We start from the raw sequence: 19,017 nt of genomic DNA on the forward strand, positions 1-19,017 counted from the left end.
CATAAACTTTTAGATAGACTGGGCATCAGCCATATCAGCCGGGACAACAGCACGGCAGATGCAACGCATCACTAGACTTTTGGATACATTTGGCAATTTTGCTTTATAGCTCAACAGTATAACAAAATGTTGATTTAGACCGATTTGGCATTAGGGCGCTATGGAACCCGGACGAATGTCAGCGATGAGAGATGAAAGTGTGTGTTCCTCACCTCCGCCTCTCATACAAAAAATGCAATAACCGCTATGGGAGCGTCGGCATGAACAAGATCGCAGATATCTATCAACAGAAGCCCTATTCCGATACCGCGCAACGAATGCTGCTCCGGAAGCCGCAAATCTTTATTAATAACGAATGGGCCGACTCAACGGGGGATGACACCCTCGCCGTCATCGACCCCTCCTCGGGCCGGGAAATCACCCGCATTGTCGAAGCCAACAGCGAGGACGTTAACCGCGCGGTGGCCGCGGCGCGCACGGCCTTTGACGACGGCCGCTGGACCGGCCTGCCGGCCATTGCCCGGGAGCAAATGATCCACAAACTGGCCGATCTGATTGAGGCCCACACCGACGAACTGGCGGAACTGGAGGCCATCGACAACGGCAAGCCCATAGGCATGGCAAGAGCGGTGGATATCCCCGCCGCGGTCAATATGTTCCGCTACACCGCGGGCTGGGCCACCAAGATCAGCGGCGAGACCATCGAGCCCATGTCCACTCCCGGTGGTGCCTTCCACAGCTATGTGCGCCGCGAACCCGCCGGTGTCGCCGGGCTGATCGTACCCTGGAACTTCCCGCTGATTATGGTGGCCAACAAGGTGGCCCCGGCCCTGGCCGCCGGCTGTACCCTGGTCCTGAAGCCCGCCGAGCAGACCTCATTGACCGCGCTGCGCTTCGCCGACCTGGTCGCCGAGGCCGGCTTTCCGCCAGGCGTGGTCAACGTTATTACCGGCAACGGCCACCTCGCCGGCGACCTGCTGGTGAAACACCCCGATGTCGACAAGATCGGCTTCACCGGCTCCACCGAGATCGGCAAGCTGATCAACCGCAACGCCACCGACACCCTGAAATACGTCACCCTGGAACTGGGCGGCAAATCCCCGGTGATTATCCTGCCGGACGTGGATGTGTCGGAGGTATCGCCCGGGGCGGCGCAAGCGGTCTTTTTCAACTCCGGGCAGATTTGTGTCGCCGGTTCCCGCCTCTACGCCCACCGCTCGATTTTCGACCGCGTGCTTGAGGGTATCGCGGAAACCGCCGATTTCTGGGCGCCGCGCCCGTCCCTCGACCCCGAGGGACACGCCGGCGCGTTGGTGTCGAAGGAGCAATACGAACGGGTGCGGGGCTATATCGAGGCCGGCAAAAAAGCCGGCGCCGCCATCGCCATGGGCGGCGACGCCCCCAGCGCCGATGGCTATTTCGTCAATCCCACGGTGCTGGTTGACGTGAAGCCGGAGATGAGCGTGGTGCGCGAGGAAATTTTCGGCCCGGTGGTGGTCGCCCAGCGTTTCGACGATCTGGATGAAGTTGCCAAACAGGCCAACAACTCTGTTTACGGCCTGGGAGCCAGCGTCTGGACCAAAGACCTGACAGCAATGCACAAGCTGGCAGCCAAAATCAAAGCCGGGACGGTCTGGGGCAACAGCCATTCGCTGATCGACCCCGCACTGCCGTTTGGCGGTTACAAAGAATCCGGCATTGGCCGCGAACAGGGACGTTACGGCGTCGAATCTTTCACTCAACTCAAGTCGGTCATTATTAAACTGTAAACATCGAACTGCCCACATAAGAGAGGCTTACTATGGCTTATAAAAACCTTGAAGAAAAACTGCAGGCATCGGGCAATATTGTCGAGATGCTGCGCAACGCCCAAGCGGGTCCCAACGTCTATCCGGGTGTACCCGCGGAATTTTCAAACTGGCGCGAAGAGCAGGAAGCCTGGCAACGCACTTGCGTGCTGTTCGACCAGTCCTATCACATGGCCGACCTGGCGGTGGAAGGCCCCGACGCCTTCAAATTGCTGGAGAAGCTGGCCATCAACAGCTTCAACGGTTTTGTTCCCGGCAAGGCCAAGCAGTTCGTGCCCTGTACGCCCGAAGGTTATGTGATCGGCGACGTCATCCTGTTTTACCTGGCCGAAAACACCTTCAATCTGGTGGGCCGCGCGCCCAGCCTCAACTGGGTGCAATACCACGCGGAAACCGGCGGCTACGACGTTACCTGCACGCTGGACCAACGTACCGCCATGCGCAAGGACAAGTCCACCCGCAAGTCCTACCGCTATCAGGTCCAGGGCCCCAACGCCATGAAGACCATGGAAAAAGCTCTTGGCGAGGCACCGCCGGATCTGAAATTTTTCAATCTCACCGAATTAACCATCGGCGGTAAAAAAGTCAGCGCGCTGCGCCACGGCATGGCTGGCCAGCCCGGTTTCGAGCTGTTCGGCCCTTGGGATGACGGTGCGGCGGTAAAAGCGGCCCTGGTGGAAGCCGGGCAAGAATTCGGCCTGAAACAGGTCGGCGGCCGCACCTATTCCTCCAACGCCCTGGAATCCGGCTGGATTCCCTCACCGCTGCCCGCCATCTACACCGGCGACAGCCTGAAAGGCTATCGCGAATGGCTGCCGGCGGACGGTTATGAAGGGATGGCCTCACTGGGCGGCAGCTTCCTGTCCGATAACATAGAGGACTATTACCTGACTCCCTGGGATCTCGGCTACGGCCCCTTCATCAAGTTCGATCACGACTTTATCGGCCGCGAAGCGCTGAAAAAAATGGCCGATGAGAAACACCTCAAAAAAGTCACTCTGGCCCTTTATGGCGAAGATGTCACCGAGGTGATTATGTCCCAATACGGCAAGGAGACCGAACGCGGCAAGTTTATCGACTTCCCTTCCGCCGTGTATTGCATGCACCAGTTCGACCAGGTCCTGTGCGACGGCAAACCCATAGGTCTGTCAACCTGGGTGGGCTACAGCGCTAACGAACGCACCATGCTGACCCTGGCCGTGATCGACCCTGAGTTCGCCGAACCCGGTACCGAAGTGGTACTTGTCTGGGGCGAGGAAAACGGCGGCACCCAAAAGCCTACCGTGGAAAGACATAAGCAGATGCAAATCCGCGCCACGGTCGCCCCGGTACCTTACGTGGAAGTTGTCCGCAAAACCTACACTGGCATCAAAGGTTGGCGCGAACAGCAACCCGCGTAAGCCACCCGCTGAATCCGCATCCTTTCCCCGCCCCAGGGGAAAGGATGTCGGTTCCGGATCCATGGAAAACGAACATATGACGGAGAACTAATACCCCCCGTGTCAGGGTTCGGGGGAAAATTTCTACCATTAGTGACAAGGACAGCTTAGAGTCAGCCAATTTCGCCGGGGCTCCCACAGGGAGAGTCCACTTAACTTATTGCCATTCCTTCCGGGCCAGATATTGAAAACGGCATCACCATCAAATGCCTATAGCACAACGAGCCAACCGCCCTAACCATCGGCACCGGCATACTCTCAGCCAGGACTGACCTCGATCCGGTACAACCCCTGCCAGGGTTCGACACTGAACCTGACCGGCAGGAACTGCTCGACAAGCCATATCACTGTCCGCGTGTGCTCAGTCACCTTCCGCACGGCGAATCGTGAGATCCCCCGTGCCTGCGCGGCATAGATCAGCAGTTGGTCGCAGGCATGAATATCAATGGCCGCACCCGCATTCAGTTCTGCGCGCAGCGAATGCCCGACGTCTTCCCCCAAGCGTTCGGCGGGCACGCCCCGCTCCGCCACGGTTGCCGCCCCCAGCACGCTGTTTTCGGTCTCGGCGGTCAGCACTATGGCCCCGCCCGTGCCGAATGCCTCGGTGTCTCCCAACACTCTGGTTTCAATCTGCACTGCATCGAAATCAGCCAGCACAGCGCTTGCCGCGGCGGCCATGCGTTCGGGGATATGCAGCGGCAGGTGTGCGACGTGGGATACACCGCTGATCCGCTGCAACGCGCCGGGCGCCTCCGCCAGCAGTGGCCGCGGCGAGCTGCACGGTTCCACCTGCAACTGCACCAGTCCACCGCCCTTCGGATAGTACCCGTGGCGGAGCGATTCCATGTGTACCCGGACTCCCATGCGGACAAGCCAGGGCAGAAAGACCAGCCGCAGGTAATCCACCGGCGGAGCCATCCTCACGTCGGTTCCGCCGGTGATCGACAGGTGCACCGGGCCGTCCGCGTGAAGCGCCACCGGCAGCAGCCCCTGCAGCACCAGCACGATGCTGCCCGCGGTGCCGACATCGAAATGGTATTCGCCGCCGCGAATACGGCCCGGCTCGTAGTAAATCTCCGTCGCGCCGAGTTCGGCGCCTTCGAGCAGGCCGCCACCAACTTCGGCCGCGGCCCGCAGCGCCGTCAGGTGCTGCGCCATCAGCCCGGGCTTGGCGCGCCGGGCACGGATATTTCGGAGATAGAGCGGACGGCCGCTGATTGCGGCCAGGGCCACCGCGTAGCGGCTCAGCTGGCCGCCGCCCTCGCCGAAGCTTCCGTCGATGGGGAGCCGGCTCATTCCAGCAGTTCCTTGAGCTCCAGAGCGTTGCGCACGGCGTAGGCGGACTCGTCATTGTCGAAATAAACATAGGTCGTATTTACCCGCTGATCCCGCAGCCACTCGGCCCAGTCTTCGAGCACTTCGGAATCGTAGTATCCGCGGTATGTGTCCACGGGACCGTGCAGGCGCAGATAGATGAAATCCGCGGTGATCTCACGCGGGCTGGTAAAGCCGCCGAGATCGTACACGCAGAAAGCGACATTGAAATCCGACAAAATTTCCAGAACCTCGTCGCAGTGCCAGGTCCGGTCGCGCAACTCGAATACGGCCTGCCGGTCTTCGGGCAAGACCTCCAGAAACTCCTTCAGCCGGTCGGGATTGGCATGCCAGCGCGGCGGCAACTGGAACAGCAGCGGTCCCAGCTTGTCCCCCAGCCCTTCGATGGCCTCCAGCAGCGGCGGCAGGGTCTCCTTCGGATCCTTCAGCTTCTTCATATGGGTGATGTAGCGGCTCGCCTTGACCGCAAACCGAAAATCATCCGGGGTGGCATCGCGCCAGGTGGCAAAGTTTTCAGGCGAGGGAAGCCGGTAGAAACTGCGATTGATTTCCACGCTCTTCAAGCGTTCGGCATAGAAAGCAAGCCAGTGGGGCTCGGCCAGATCCTCGGGGTAGAAACGCTCTCGCCAGTGCGGATACACCCAGCCGGATGTGCCTATATGAAATTGCACCTGGTCCTCCTTTGCGGAAGAGAATGGTTCCTAAAACCTACACCGGGCTCGGCGACAATACCGCCGGCCGAACTTCCGGTAGCAATGGTAGGATGGGCAAAGCGAAGCGTGCCCATCCTACGAAATCTACGCAAGAAGGGATGCTTGCAATCGAAGTCAGTTACCCCGTACGCCCTTCTCGATCCGGTCGCCGATATCCTTGTCGATATTGCGCCAGTATTCGAAGGCGCGCTTGAGAATTTCGTCGGAAACCCCCGCCTTCAGATGGCCCACCACATTGGATACCAGCCGGTCCCGCGCCGCATCGTCCATCACCTTGCGCACCAGGGTGCCCGGCTGGCCGAAATCGTCGTCTTCCTCGCGTAGGGTATAGGCCGCGTGCATAAACTCGCCACTGGCCTCCCACTTCTCTGTATAGGTGTGATTGGCCTCCGGCCCACCCTTGGAGTTGGGGGCATAGACAGGGTCGGACACATTCTCCACCCGCATAAGGCCATCCTTGCTGTAGCTGTGCACCGGGCACTTGGGCCGGTTCACCGGGATCTGCTTATAGTTCACACCCATGCGCGCCCGGTGCGCATCCGCATAGGAGAAGACCCGCGCCAGCAGCATCTTGTCCGGGCTGAAACCGATGCCGGGGACCACGTTATTGGGCTCGAACGCCGCCTGCTCGATCTCCGTGTGGAAATCGGTGGGATTGCGGTCCAGGGTCAGCCGGCCGACTTCCTGCAACGGATAGTCACCATGCGGCCATATCTTTGTCAGGTCGAAGGGATTGAAGCGGTAATCCTTCGCCTCCTCGAACGGCATTATCTGCACCTTCAGGGTCCAGCTGGGATACTCGCCGCTGGCGATAGACTCGAACAGATCGCGGCGGTGGACATCGGCGTCCTCACCGGCGAGGCGATCCGCCTCATCCTGGGTCAGGAAGTCATTGCCCTGGTCCGTTTTGAAGTGATACTTGATCCAGAAACGCTCGCCCTTGGCATTGACCCACATATAGGTGTGGCTGGAGTAACCGTTCATATGCCGGTAACTCTTCGGAACACCGCGATCCCCCATCAAAATAGTCACCTGGTGTGCAGACTCCGGCGACAGGGTCCAGAAATCCCACATCATATCGTGATCGCGCAGACCGGAGTCCGCACGGCGTTTCTGGGAGCGGATAAAGTGCTGGAACTTCATCGGGTCGCGGACGAAGAAAACCGGCGTGTTGTTCCCCACCATGTCGTAATTGCCCTCGGTGGTATAGAACTTCAGCGCAAACCCGCGCGGGTCACGCCAGGTATCCGGGCTGCCCCTCTCGCCGGCCACGGTGGAAAAGCGGATCAGCGTATCCGTCCTGGTGCCCGGCTGGAATACCGCCGCCTTGGTATAGGCACTCACATCCTGTGTCACCTCGAAATAGCCGAAGGCGCCCGATCCCTTGGCATGGGGCTGCCGCTCCGGAATCCGCTCCCGATTGAAGTTCGCCATCTGCTCGATCAGGTAGTGGTCCTGCAAAAGAATCGGGCCATCCCGGCCAACCGTCAGGGAGTGCTCGTCACTGGCTACGGGGATGCCGGCATCGTTGGTGGTGCGGCTGCGGTCGTCTTTTTTCACGGCGCTGTGTCCTCTTTAATTGTCACTTAAAGCACCCTTCTCAATCGGGCACCGGACAGAGGACACAATAGTGCACTATTGGCATTCTTGGAGGGAATTTCGCGCAAAGGAAAAAATCAATTATGATATTTGACGTTTCGCGAATTAGAAATGCGACTTCCAATTCAGTGCGTGACCTTTAAACATTTCCTGACATTTAATGATCTCATCATGGAAAAACTCGTACAGATAAGCTTCAACCTCATCCGAAAACCTGCATCTATTGTTTTTTGATTTACGGTTAAAATCAGCAGGTAATCTGAACTTAGGATTATCAAGGCCAATAAAATCCGAAATCTGGTTGCGGACCACTTCAGGATTGTACCTAACATCCTCCATAAAGAAAAATTTACAACGATCAGAACCAAAATATTCAAGCCACCTCTGCCATATTTGGGTGGGATACGAGAGCCGCGCGACACTTTTTTTAGAGACAAAACTCCTAACTCTGTCAATAGAATTAATATCTTCCTCTAAGAGACTTCCATTGCGAACCTTCATTGACATTGCTGATTTAACTCGATCGACCGGATGCCTTAACAATAACAATACCGACGTATTAGGCAACTGCTCAGAAATACGTAATACCTGTGCATCAGATAAACTTGAATAATTGGGGGAAACATCACCTGATACATAGGTCCCTTTACCCGCAAACAAAGAAAAGTACCAATCATCATTATAATTTCCAGGTATAAGCCCCTTCTCGAAAGCGGAGTAGAACTTACGATCTAAAGAACGATGGGGGCTTTTAAAATTTAAGAATCTTTTGCGCAATGACTTAAGTTCCTTCATATTTCCCGGCTTAAAAGATTTTTTATGGAAATAGTTAATCTCTTTAATAGGTGGCATCCACGCCCCACTAGCCTGACGCAGCTGGTCATGCAGCCATCGAGTTCCAGCTTTCTGTAAACCTATGCAAAGAAAATCCGGGCCCACAATACTTTCTCCAAGTTAACAAAATAAGATATGAAATATTAATAAAACCAGCAACACAACCATTAAATCAGCAACCAACCGCTAAGCGGGTGGAATGATAAAAGCCTTCAGATAGGCGATCACAGAGTTAACCTGTTGCCTTATTAAGACAGGAATCAAGATGCATTCGCTAAGAGTCCCAAACATGCTTTGCCTTATAAGCATATAAGTAAATAACACAAGCTGTAGGTATTGTGAATAACGGGACTAAAACGAAATACATATCAAATGTAGGAGGGTCTCCATACTGTGCAATATCCAATAAGAACGGCGCCACCATCTCGTAAAATATTACCCAGGCAATATAAGCAAAACAAAATCCCTTCCAAAATCTTCTGCCCCCTATCTTCTTAGAAAAAGCATAACCAAATAGCACAACCAAATTAAAAAGGAATACAGATAAATCAATGTAATCATATACACTAATGTTCTCTTCGAAAATAACTACAAGCAGCACTAAAGGTGTTAGCACAACATGAATCCAGAAGAATAATTTCCAGAACCCATGTGGGCTGAATTTAGCATCCGTATTTTCTTCTAAATCACTGCTTGGCGCTTTATATATATCGTCCATTTATCTTCTCATACTTCCTAATAATCAAGTTAACAGCCTTGAAAAAACACAGGTTTTTGGTGTTCTTATTGAGCGCCGTGTTGACCGAGTGGACTCTATTCTACTCAGCTCCGGCCTTTCTGGTAATTCATGGGGAAGCTTTACATTCCAAACCAAACCGAGGTTGCGCAAAGCATTCAACGTCCACCAACCTGGATCGGTTTGCCCCTCATAGATACCCAACATAGCGGAACCAGGATAGGCGTGGTGGTTATTGTGCCATGACTCTCCCATAGTAATTAAGCCGGAAAATCGAACATTATGCCCCTGCACCGCAGCACCATTTACATGCCAATCCCGCTCTCCCTGGTTATGAGCAAAATAACCGATAAGCCAATGCCCTGTAATCGATACAGCCACTCGAGCAGAAATTCCCCAGACAAGCCAGGGAATACCGCCGATAGCGTAAAGCAAGAGCGCCCAAGGTAGTTGCTGGAGCATCCATGTACGTTCCATGAACTGATATACAGAATTATGCTTGATACGCTCTTCAAGCTCGAAAACAGGTGGATGCTCCAGCTTAAGATCACAGTTCAATTGCCACCATCCGTCTTTCCAGAAACCTTTGCCATGTCGTAGGTAAGGGTGACAGCTGCCTTTGCGCTGGGCCCAGTCCCGCAAGTCATGTTGCTGAATCATGCCGAAGGGACCGGCCATACCGACCAAGATGCCCAGATGCACAAAAAAGTACTCCAACCATTTTGGACATTCGTAGCTGTTGTGGATTAAGCGGCGATGCATTCCCAGCGAATGACCAAGACACAGCGTTAACATGGTAAAGATCAGAAATACCGAAAAGGCTGACCATGTAAAAAAGAAATACCCACCAATAACTGAAATACTGAGATGTGACAAATACCAGAGAGATCTAATTGGCGCCCACCGAACAGTACCTTCGTTCGCATTGGTTAATGAGGTTTCATTCATCCTTGGGATAGCGTTATTCATAATCTGCCCTATTCGGGATCGGCTAACGACCGACTAATAGAAGCCGGAACATACCGACCTGCGTTTTTCGCGGCGGCTACAACTGTTTGTATAACATGGGGTAACCCGCTCTATGCTTAGTGGTTGGTTAAAGTAGGACCCTAATACTGCGCAGCCTACATGTTGCCACATCTTGGTAGAACGCCTAAATCCTCACGATCCAAGGTAAGTGCATCACAACCGCCACCAAGACCTCGATATCTCTTACCCTCACCTTCTCCCAAATACCAGCAAGAACAAGGCTCTTCAATAATTGAATTTGTAGGGAACATCGGAAAAGAACAAATTGGACCATCCAGAATAGAAAATTCCACACCCTTAGCTATTTTCGACCCTTGAACATGAACCAGATTAGACATAAAGGCAAAAATTAGAAACGTGGTTAAGCACCCAAGACAAAAACTAGCTATTAACTTTATCTTCATAAAAATATGTCCAACGGCTAATGCACAGGTCATTGGGCAGTTTGAGCATAGCCGAATGTTTATTCCTCATCAGTCGCTTTCAATGACAGCTCTGTATACCTGTCTAACTCTTGGTCTTCATTAGCCAGCATATTGCTATACTCATTTTCTGTAAGCAGAGTTTGCGGCAACAGATTACTACTCTCTTTGAAAAGATGACATAACGTAGGCTTATCCTCATCACGATTGAGGAAGGTAGTGAGCAGCTGCCCCTTTACATTAAAATCATGGGATATTTTATTTATAGTGTTTTTGTGCACAATCAACGCTCGATTAGGATTTTCGAACAAAACCATTTTGCACAAATTTTTTCTTGCAAGTTCTCTTAACTCTTCAGCTTGTTGTTTGTCCACAGGCATCACCTCTTTCACACCGAAACTACTTGATTTGGTTATGAGTTTATATGCTTTTACCGACAACTTCTTGATTCTATCGAATAATTCACTTCGCGAACACGGCTTTTTCGCAAAATCATCCACTCCCGCAGCAAAGCATGCTTTTCTGTGAGATTCATTGGACGTTAGCGCCAGAATGGGGAAGTAGTAGCTACTGATTTTTCTTATAACTCTTGTTGCTTCAATGCCATTCATCTCTGGCATATTTACATCCATAAGACAACAATCGTATTTACCTTGATTCTGCCAAGCATATTCTACTGCTTGCTTTCCATTTGAAGCCATATCAAACTTAAATCCAAAGCTTTTCATAACCTCCCGATGAATCACTTGGATCATCCGATCGTCTTCTGCAATTAGAATATTCACTCCTTGCTCCTTTTCCCCTACAGAGAATGACCACCCGAAAACGACTAAGAAAGCGCAGCAATAATGCCCACCCTTCCAGATCGGTTAATTTCTATTCAAAACCTCTTCCCATTCTTCCTCATAGCCTGAAGAGCGAAAGTAACCCATTAATGTGATAATAAGCTTTTCAAAAATGTACTCGCTACTTTCACCGCTAATTTCGTCTTGCTTATTAGACTCTCTAACCATTCCCCAAAAGAACTCAGCAAAATGTACAGCCTCTTGCTTATTTTCAATAGAGTTTCGCACTATTATTGCTTCGCTTTTGCGGTCACCCAATAGTTTTGCATAAAACAGAAGTGTTTCTTTTTCTTCTGGAATCTTATAGGGGATCACAGCATGCGGTGAAACTCAGAATTTCAGCCATTCCCATAACTATAGTCTCCGTTTAGAATCGTGGCTCCCCAGGCGCTATGTTGCGCACACCGGCGCGAGCTTGCGAGCATCTAGCATTCGAAGGCTGGGTGGTGCTGCGCTTGTTAAGCAATTTCCCGCTCTGAACTTTCATTTTACATTTTACTGAGCCGTATAACATTAGGAAATTTTTCTGAAGCCCACTCGTGGCATAGATCATCCAAGTATTGTGCTAGTTCAGCATCAGCTATTTCTGGAGGTATAAAAATACCAGCATTTCTGCGTTTACCTTCTGACCCTACATAGAAGGTTGACCAGTCTTTGCCCCTTCTTTCTATCAACACTTCTCGGCCAAAGATACTGTACTTGTACGACTCCATGTATATTCCCTTTGCTTAACCGTGAATTCAAAAGACGTTGCTTTCTATTTACATGCTTACCATCCAATTAAGCATCAAAGTACCAAAGTACCAAAGTACCAAAGTACCAAAGTACCAAATGTAAACATTTCCTTTAAAAATCAACCAGTTACAAGACTAATCAGATCTACCACCCCAGAAATAGATAGCAGCTGCTCTATACTCCCCAATCGTTACGGCTATTGATCATATCGACATCCCCCTATAAATCAAACACCTGCGCAATCTTCCGTGTAGATAGGCAGCCGCTGCTGATCCCGGCCGAATTTAGCCCTACTCAAAAAACAAAAACCCCGCGCTGAGGCGGGGTTTCCGGGTGGCCGGCAGTGCTTTCGGTTCGACAGCCAGCTGTTCCTGTGAGCAGTCTTAATTTTCAGTCGGCACCCGCCCCAGATCCTCTTTCATTTCCGCAGCCAGGAAGGACATCACCACCCAGGCGGCGACGTTTTGCTTCAGGTTGTCCGGGTCCACCTTGTCCAGGGTGTCGTTGGGCGTGTGGTGGTAGTCGAAGTAGTCGGTGCCGTCCTGGTAGAGGCCGAAGGCGGGTACGCCCTGGGCGACGAAGACGCTGCTGTCGGGGCCGCCGCTGGACTGGTTGTTGCCGCGCTCGATACCCAGGGGGGCGAGCAGTTGCATCATCTGGTCGGCGATATCGAACTTGTTCTCCGGCAGGCGGGTGTCGAAGCGCCAGATTTTGCCGGCGCCGAAGTCGGATTCAGAGACGGCGATGATGTTGTCCAGTTCGCCGCGGTGGGCGTCCACATATTGCCTGGCGCCCACCAGGCCGATTTCCTCGGCGCCGTACAGGATCACGCGCAGGGTGCGGCGGGGGCGCTGGGGCAGTTCGGCGATCAGGCGCGCGGTTTCCATTACGATGGCCACGCCGGCGCCGTCATCCAGGGCACCGGTGCCTTCGTCCCAGGAGTCCAGGTGGGCGCCGATGATCATCGCCTCTTCCGGTTTTTCGCGGCCGGTGATTTCGCCGATCACGTTAAAGGATGGGCCGTCGGCGAGGCGTTCGTTGTGCACGTCCAGTTTGACTTCCACCGGTTTGCCGCGCTCGAGCATGGCTTCCAGCAGGTTGGCGTCCGGGGCGGAGAGGGCCAGGGCCGGCACCGGGTTTTCTACGCCGTCGATGGACATCATGCCGGTGTGGGCGAAGCGGTCGGAGTCGGTACCCACAGAGCGCAGCAGCAGTGCGGCCGCGCCTTTTTCCGCGGCGGCGCGCATGCCCCTGCTGCGCCCCTGTACCGCGGGGCCGTAGCCTTCGCCGGTACGGGCGCGCTCCATGCGCTTGTTGATAAAGGCGATCTTGCCCTTCACCTTCTTGGCCGGCGCCTCGATCAGTGCCTCCACGTCGGAGAACTCGACGATTTCCGCGGTGAGGCCGCCTTCCGGGGTGGGCGCGCTGTAACCGAGGGAGGTGACCACCAGCGGTTGCGGGAAGGGCGCGGTGACTTCGGCGTGGGCGTGGCCGCGGTGCCAGCGCTGCACGTCGATCTGTTCGGTGTAGACGCGGTCGAAACCGAGCTTCTTCATTTTTTCCTGGGCCCAGGCCACCGCGCGGCGGTCGCCCTCGGTGCCGGCGCGGCGCGGCCCCACCTCGACGGTGAGGGATTCGACGATGCTGTAGGCATCGGAGGATTCCAGTGCGCGGTCGCGCAGCACTTCCGCCACGGAGAGGTCCTCCTGGGAAAGCGGCTTGGCCTGAGCGGCGGTAACCGCCAGGGTCGCGATCAGTCCCCCGGTAAGGGTGAGCAGTGGTTTGAGCATGGTTTTAACCTCAATAGGCTCGTTGGATTGTTTGTCGGATTGGATAGCACTTAGTTGGAGCTGGCCCTGCCCAAGAGGGTACTCTGTAGAGACTTGCTTGCGGGTGAATATTCCCGGTGCCTTGTCGCAACTTCACTTCGCCTGCAAGCAGGCTCCTACGGGGGCGTTCCGCTCTACTTGGTGCTATTCCTTGTCGGACTGTTTTTCTGTTTCGATTGCCAGCAACCGGCGGCGCACCCCGCGCAGGCGGTTGATGCCCGCCTCGGTAAACAGGTGGGGCGATGCACCGGTGTACTCGGCTTTTTCTATGTCCAGGCACTCCTGGCGCAGGCGCTCCAGCTCCGGATCGTGGCGCATGGGATAACTGGTGAGCACACGCCACTCGTTGTCGTCCGCCTGGCCGGCGATCACATCCTCCAGCCCTTTGACGAACTGCTCGCGGCTCATACGGAAACGCGGTGTGCGCATATGCATAAAGGCCCAGATAATCAGGGCGAATGCCGCGAAGGAGAGCAAAAGGGTTATAAATATTTCCATCGGTCAGGTCTCCAGCAGTAACCTGATCGCCACTGCAATGGTGGCCAGAACAATGACGGGCCTCACCAGGCTGGCGCCGCGGGCGATCACCAGGTTGGAACCCAGGCGCGCGCCGACAATCTGCGCCGCCGACATACAGATGGCCAGCCACAGCAGCAGGTGCCCCCCGGCCATAAAGATAAACATCGAGGTGGCGTTGGTGGCCAGCACCAGCGGCTTGGTGTGCGCCGTGGCCCTGCGCATGTTGTAACCCAGCAAGGCGGCAAATGCCAGCGCATAGATGGAACCCATGCCCGGCCCGAAAAAGCCGCCGTAAAAGCCAATACCGCCGCCGATCAGCAGGTTGAACTGGCCGTTGCTTAGGCGGGCTCTGCTATCTATGTCAGCTATACGTGGCGAAAAGGCAAAATACAACGCGATTGCGATCAGCAGCACCGGCAGCAGGATGCGCAGTTGCTCACCACCCAGCTGGGTTACCGTCCAGGTACCCAGCGCCGATCCGCAAATTGCCGCCAGCAGCCCCGGCCACAATGGCCGCAGGTCCAGGTGGCCCTTCTGGAAAAAGTTGAATGCGGAGGAAAGGGTGCCGAATACGCTCTGGAATTTATTGGTGCCGAGGGCATCCAGTGGCGGTATCCCGGCCCACAGCAGGGCCGGCAGGGTGATCATACCGCCGGCACCGGCGATGGAACTGATAAAGCCCGCGGCAAAGGCCACTGAGGTCAGGATCAGGTAAGTGATTAATGGGAGGTCGCCGGTAAATTCCGCCACTTTGTTCCCGGGAGGATTTATTCGTCCTCGATAAAGTCTGTCTGGTTTTCCGGGTTACGGCCCCGGTACTTGCTGAAGCGGCGCTGTATCTCGCGCATATCCTGTTCCAGGTTGCCGGTGGGCTGGTAGAGGGAATCCACGCAGATACGCTTGCGGGGAAAGTCCCAGGCAACCAGCACAATCGGCACCTTTGCCGCGTAAGCGATTCGCAGGAAACCGTTTTTCCACTTGCCGACCTTTTTGCGGGTGCCCTCGGGAGTGATGGCCACCCACATTTTTTCGTTTTGCCGGAAGGATTTCGCCATCTGCTGGGCCAGGCCGCCCGGCGCGGTGCGGTCGGTGGGCAGGCCGCCCAGCCATATAAACAGGCGTTTGAACGGCCAGAAAAATGCTTCCTTTTTCATCATAAAGGAAACCTTGGCCTTGAGCGCCATAATGAACGGCATAGCCACCACAAAGTCCCAGTTGGAGGTGTGGGGGGCCAGGGCCACCATGACTTTTTTCTCCGGCGGAAATTCGCCCTCCAACCGCCAGCCCAGGGCCTTTACGATCAACAGGCCAATGCCTTGGGTAAACCAGTTGCCGATACGCGGCATTTCTTCGGGTAGATTCTTTGGAATACTCACGTCAATCCTTCTCTCAATCTTACTGCCCGTTCGATTGCTTAGACATTCAGCGGTGTGGAGCTTGCTCGCAGGCGAAGGATTGCGGAGTTCTATTCCATTCGCTTGCAAGCAAGCTCCTACTGCGGGCCTGCGGCCCGCTTGCCGAGCTGGGGCTCGGCGCGCCCGGCTAGTGTTCCCGGGTGGCGTAGAAGCGGATTTCCGGGTAGCGCTCCTCCGCCAGTTGCAAATTCACCCGCGTGGGCGCCAGGTAGGTCAGGTGGCCGGCGCCGTCCAGGGCCAGGTTGGTGCTGGCCTTGCGTTTGAATGCATCCAGCTCCTTGGCGCTCTCGCTGTCCACCCAGCGCGCGGTGTTGACGTTCACATTTTCGTAAATGGCTTCCACCTTGTATTCGTCTTTCAGGCGGTAGGCCACCACTTCGAACTGCAGCACCCCCACGGCGCCGACGATAATGTCGTTGTTGTCCAGCGGGAAAAACACCTGGGTGGAGCCCTCTTCCGAGAGCTGCTGCAACCCTTTCTGCAGCTGCTTCAGTTTCAGCGGGTCTTTCAGGCGGATGCGGCGGAAGAGTTCCGGGGCGAAGTTGGGAATGCCGGTAAACTTGAGCGGCTCACCCTCGGTAAAGGTATCACCGATCTGGATGGTGCCGTGGTTGTGCAGGCCGATAATATCGCCGGCGATGGCCTCCTCCACATGGGTGCGGTCACCGGCCATAAAGGTCACCGCGTCGGCGATCTTCACATCCTTGCCCAGGCGCACGTGTTTCATCTTCATGCCGCGGCTGTAGGTGCCGGAGCAGACGCGCATAAAGGCAATGCGGTCGCGGTGCTTGGGGTCCATATTCGCCTGGATCTTGAATACGAAGCCGGAGAATTTTTTCTCGTCCGGCTGCACCACCCGCTCGTTGGTGGCGCGCGGTTGCGGACCCGGCGCCCACTCCACGAAGCCGTCGAGCATCTCGCGCACGCCGAAATTGCCCAGCGCGGTGCCGAAAAATACCGGGGTCAGCTTGCCGGCCAGGTAGGCCTCCAGGTCGAACTGGTGGGTGGCGCCGCGCACCAGTTCGATTTCCTCGCGGATATCGTCGGCGTACTCGCCCAGCAGCGCGTCCGCCTCGGCGGAATCCAGCCCCTCGATGCGGATATCCTCCGGGATGGTGTGGCCCTGGCCCTGTTTGTAGACGTGGATGGTGTCGGTGTAGAGATTGTAGACACCGCGGAAATACTTGCCGGAACCCAGCGGCCAGTTGATCGGCGCGGCCTGGATATTCAGCACCTCCTCGATCTCGTCCATCACCTCGATGGGGTCGCGGATATCCCGGTCCAGCTTGTTGATAAACGACAGGATCGGCGTGGTGCGCAGGCGGCAGACGTTCATCAGCTTGACCGTGCGGTCCTCCACACCCTTGGCGCCGTCGATCACCATCAGCGCGGAATCCACCGCGGTAAGCACCCGGTAGGTATCCTCGGAGAAGTCCTCGTGCCCGGGGGTGTCCAGCAGGTTGACCGTGCGGCCGGCATAGGGGAACTGCATCACCGAGGAGGTCACCGAGATGCCCCGCTCCTGCTCCATGGCCATCCAGTCGGAACGCGCGTGGGGACCCTTTTTGCCCTTGACCGAGCCGGCCAGTTGGATCGCATTGCCAAACAGCAACAGCTTTTCGGTCACCGTGGTCTTACCCGCGTCCGGGTGGGAAATAATCGCGAAGGTGCGACGGCCGGCGATACCCGCCTGGCTGGAACTCTGGGCCATAATCTCGGTGCTTGAACAGCTTGGAAAACAAGGCGCGCATTATACACGTCGGCAAGCCGTACAGGGGGCTGATAGACTGCGGCTTTCAAGCTCGGGGTAGGGTGGGCCGCGGCAGACAACTGCTCCATGCGTGGTCTGCATGACCGCCATCGATGGCGGCCTCGCACCGGCGGACACGAACGGTGCGCGCGGCGCCCCCTACAATCCGGACCACAGAATCGAGAAAAGGGGTGAAAAATGAGTAGGGAACGCTTGCAGGCACTGCGGGAAGAACTGGCGCGGCAGGGGGTACAGGCCTTCCTGGTGCCCCGCGGCGACGAGTACCAGAACGAATATGTGCCCGCCTCCGACGAGCGCCTGGCCTGGCTCACCGACTTTACCGGCTCCGCCGGCATGGCCGTGGTGGGCATGGAACACGCGGCGCTGTTCGTGGACGGCCGCTATACCCTGCAAGCCCAGCAGCAGATCGGCGACCAGCCCATCGACCAGGAGGACCTGAGCCAGGACGCCATCGCCGACTGGCTGTGCGACCAGTTGAAGACCGGTGAGGCCCTGGGCTACGACCCGCGCCTGCACACCGAACCCGGCCTGGCCCTGCTGCGCAAGCGCCTGGGCGAGCGGGATATCGCACTGCGCCCCCTGGACGACAACCCCATCGACGCCGTGTGGACCAACCGGCCCGCGACACCCTGCGGGCCGGCGCGCCCCCATCCCTATACGTTTACCGGCGAACACTCCGCGGACAAGCGCCGGCGTATCGCCGCGCTGCTGGCGGACAAGCGCGCCGACGCCCTGTGGCTGCCCAACCCGGAGGTGTGCGCCTGGCTGTTCAATATCCGCGGCAACGACGTGCCCCATTTGCCCGTGGCCCTGGCCAGCGCCCTGCTCTACCGCGACGGCAGTGCCACCCTCTACCTGGCGAAGCAAGCCGTGGGTGACGCGCTGATCGAACACCTGGACAACGAAGTGAGTATTGTCAGCGACAAGCGCGAGCTGTTCACCGCCGCCCGACGCCATCATGTGGCGAAAGTCTGGGTGGACCCGCTGATCACCAACTGCTGGACGCTGCAGCAGTTGCGCGCACTGGATATCGAACTGCTGCAGGAGCGCGACCCCATCATCGCCGCCAAGGCGTGCAAGAACCCGGTGGAACTGGCGGGCACCCGCGCCGCCCACGAGCGCGACGGCGCCGCCCTGTGCGAGTTTCTCGCGGAGCTGCCCGGCGCCGTGGCCGCCGGCACTGCCGATAACCGCTTCGGCGAACTGGAGGCGGTGCAATTGCTGCGCAGCAAGCGCGAACAGCGCGAGGGCTTCAGCGACGACAGCTTCGACACCATCTCCGGCTACGGCCCCAACGGCGCCGTGGTGCACTACCGGGTGAGCCGCGAGTCCAGCCTGCCGATAAAGCCCGAGGGCATCTACCTGGTGGACTCCGGGGCCCAGTACCCGGACGGCACCACCGACGTCACCCGCACCGTAGCCCTGGGGAAATTTCCGCACCTGGCCAAAGAGTATTTCACCCGTGTGCTCAAGGGCCATATCGCCATCGCCACCCTGCGCTTTCCCATCGGCACCTGCGGCGAACAGATAGACGCCTTCGCGCGCCGGGCGCTGTGGGACCAGGGCCTCGACTACGCCCACGGCACCGGCCACGGGGTGGGCAGTTTTCTGAGTGTGCACGAAGGACCGCAGCGGATCGGCAAGGCGGGCACCGGCGTGCCCCTGCAGGCGGGCATGATCGTCTCCAACGAACCGGGGTTCTACCTCACCGGGCAGTACGGCATTCGCATCGAAAACCTGGTATTCGTGAAGGAATCCGCGGAGTACCACGGCTTCCTGGAGTTCGAGGAGTTGACCCTGGCGCCGATCGACCGGGCGCTGATCGAGGTGGCGCTGTTGAGCGAAGGGGAGAGGAAATGGTTGGACGATTACCACCGGAGGGTGCGCGAGACCCTGATGCCGCTGGTGAATGAAAACACCCAGCGCTGGTTGGAGGCCGTCACCGCGCCGCTGTCCTTGTAGGAGCGGGCCATGCCCGCGATCGGACT

The 19,017-nt window shown here is 56.4% G+C and carries 18 protein-coding genes; 3 read left to right on the forward strand and 15 right to left on the reverse strand.

All coding sequences use genetic code 11. From position 1 onward, the window contains the following. Window positions 1-260 precede the first annotated feature (260 nt). Window positions 261-1,769, forward strand: a complete 1,509-nt coding sequence (locus tag ACRC0P_RS06710) for an aldehyde dehydrogenase family protein (protein ID WP_438629172.1) — start codon at window positions 261-263, stop codon at window positions 1,767-1,769. Window positions 1,770-1,801: 32 nt separating this feature from the next. After that, window positions 1,802-3,208 (forward strand): syringate O-demethylase, encoded by a 1,407-nt coding sequence (gene desA, locus ACRC0P_RS06715; RefSeq protein WP_438629174.1) that lies wholly within the window; start codon window positions 1,802-1,804, stop codon window positions 3,206-3,208. Window positions 3,209-3,505: 297 nt separating this feature from the next. On the opposite strand, the gene rtcA is transcribed toward desA, so the two are convergent. From rtcA to ACRC0P_RS06790, 15 genes are all read right to left on the reverse strand, one after another. Continuing rightward, entirely contained in the window at window positions 3,506-4,543 is a 1,038-nt protein-coding gene (gene rtcA / locus ACRC0P_RS06720; protein WP_438629176.1) for an RNA 3'-terminal phosphate cyclase, read from the reverse strand. Then, the gene (locus ACRC0P_RS06725; RefSeq protein WP_438629178.1) at window positions 4,540-5,253 is read right to left on the reverse strand and encodes a DUF72 domain-containing protein; all 714 of its coding nucleotides are present in this window, start codon (window positions 5,251-5,253) and stop codon (window positions 4,540-4,542) included. The genes rtcA and ACRC0P_RS06725 overlap by 4 nt, the downstream gene beginning before the upstream one ends. A 156-nt stretch (window positions 5,254-5,409) precedes the next feature. Beyond that, a complete protein-coding gene (locus ACRC0P_RS06730; RefSeq protein ID WP_438629180.1) occupies window positions 5,410-6,855 on the reverse strand; it encodes a catalase in 1,446 nt (481 codons plus the stop codon). A 144-nt stretch (window positions 6,856-6,999) separates the two neighbouring features. Beyond that, the gene (locus tag ACRC0P_RS06735; RefSeq protein WP_438629182.1) at window positions 7,000-7,833 is read right to left on the reverse strand and encodes a sulfotransferase domain-containing protein; all 834 of its coding nucleotides are present in this window, start codon (window positions 7,831-7,833) and stop codon (window positions 7,000-7,002) included. Window positions 7,834-8,002: 169 nt separating this feature from the next. Next, window positions 8,003-8,446: a hypothetical protein gene (locus ACRC0P_RS06740; protein WP_438629184.1), complete on the reverse strand. Its 444-nt coding sequence runs from the start codon at window positions 8,444-8,446 to the stop codon at window positions 8,003-8,005. Window positions 8,447-8,470: 24 nt separating this feature from the next. Continuing rightward, the gene (locus ACRC0P_RS06745; RefSeq protein WP_438629186.1) at window positions 8,471-9,433 is read right to left on the reverse strand and encodes an acyl-CoA desaturase; all 963 of its coding nucleotides are present in this window, start codon (window positions 9,431-9,433) and stop codon (window positions 8,471-8,473) included. Window positions 9,434-9,588: 155 nt separating this feature from the next. Then, a complete protein-coding gene (locus ACRC0P_RS06750) occupies window positions 9,589-9,897 on the reverse strand; it encodes a hypothetical protein (protein ID WP_438629188.1) in 309 nt (102 codons plus the stop codon). 59 nt (window positions 9,898-9,956) lie between these two features. Next, complete coding sequence (locus ACRC0P_RS06755) at window positions 9,957-10,700, reverse strand: response regulator (protein WP_438629190.1); 744 nt, start codon at window positions 10,698-10,700, stop codon at window positions 9,957-9,959. 84 nt (window positions 10,701-10,784) lie between these two features. Continuing rightward, the gene (locus ACRC0P_RS06760; protein ID WP_438629192.1) at window positions 10,785-11,075 is read right to left on the reverse strand and encodes a hypothetical protein; all 291 of its coding nucleotides are present in this window, start codon (window positions 11,073-11,075) and stop codon (window positions 10,785-10,787) included. Between the two features lie 173 nt (window positions 11,076-11,248). Beyond that, the gene (locus ACRC0P_RS06765) at window positions 11,249-11,473 is read right to left on the reverse strand and encodes a DUF7661 family protein (protein ID WP_438629194.1); all 225 of its coding nucleotides are present in this window, start codon (window positions 11,471-11,473) and stop codon (window positions 11,249-11,251) included. A gap of 405 nt (window positions 11,474-11,878) precedes the next feature. Then, on the reverse strand, window positions 11,879-13,285 hold the full coding sequence (locus ACRC0P_RS06770) for a M20/M25/M40 family metallo-hydrolase (protein ID WP_438629196.1): 1,407 nt from the start codon (window positions 13,283-13,285) through the stop codon (window positions 11,879-11,881). Between the two features lie 183 nt (window positions 13,286-13,468). After that, on the reverse strand, window positions 13,469-13,822 hold the full coding sequence (locus ACRC0P_RS06775; protein ID WP_438629198.1) for a hypothetical protein: 354 nt from the start codon (window positions 13,820-13,822) through the stop codon (window positions 13,469-13,471). Between the two features lie 3 nt (window positions 13,823-13,825). Beyond that, window positions 13,826-14,593 (reverse strand): TSUP family transporter, encoded by a 768-nt coding sequence (locus tag ACRC0P_RS06780; RefSeq protein WP_438629200.1) that lies wholly within the window; start codon window positions 14,591-14,593, stop codon window positions 13,826-13,828. A 17-nt stretch (window positions 14,594-14,610) separates the two neighbouring features. Then, window positions 14,611-15,219 carry a lysophospholipid acyltransferase family protein gene (locus ACRC0P_RS06785; RefSeq protein WP_438629202.1) on the reverse strand — a complete coding sequence of 203 codons (609 nt, stop codon included), beginning with the start codon at window positions 15,217-15,219 and terminating at the stop codon, window positions 14,611-14,613. A 166-nt stretch (window positions 15,220-15,385) separates the two neighbouring features. After that, entirely contained in the window at window positions 15,386-16,969 is a 1,584-nt protein-coding gene (locus tag ACRC0P_RS06790; protein WP_438629204.1) for a peptide chain release factor 3, read from the reverse strand. 237 nt (window positions 16,970-17,206) lie between these two features. Here ACRC0P_RS06790 and ACRC0P_RS06795 point away from each other — a divergent pair, with 237 nt between their 5' ends. Further along, window positions 17,207-18,991, forward strand: coding sequence for an aminopeptidase P family protein (locus ACRC0P_RS06795; RefSeq protein WP_438629206.1), 1,785 nt, complete (start codon window positions 17,207-17,209; stop codon window positions 18,989-18,991). Window positions 18,992-19,017 lie beyond the last annotated feature (26 nt).

It is taken from the genome of Microbulbifer sp. (genome assembly GCF_051659245.1).
Taxonomy (GTDB): domain Bacteria; phylum Pseudomonadota; class Gammaproteobacteria; order Pseudomonadales; family Cellvibrionaceae; genus Microbulbifer.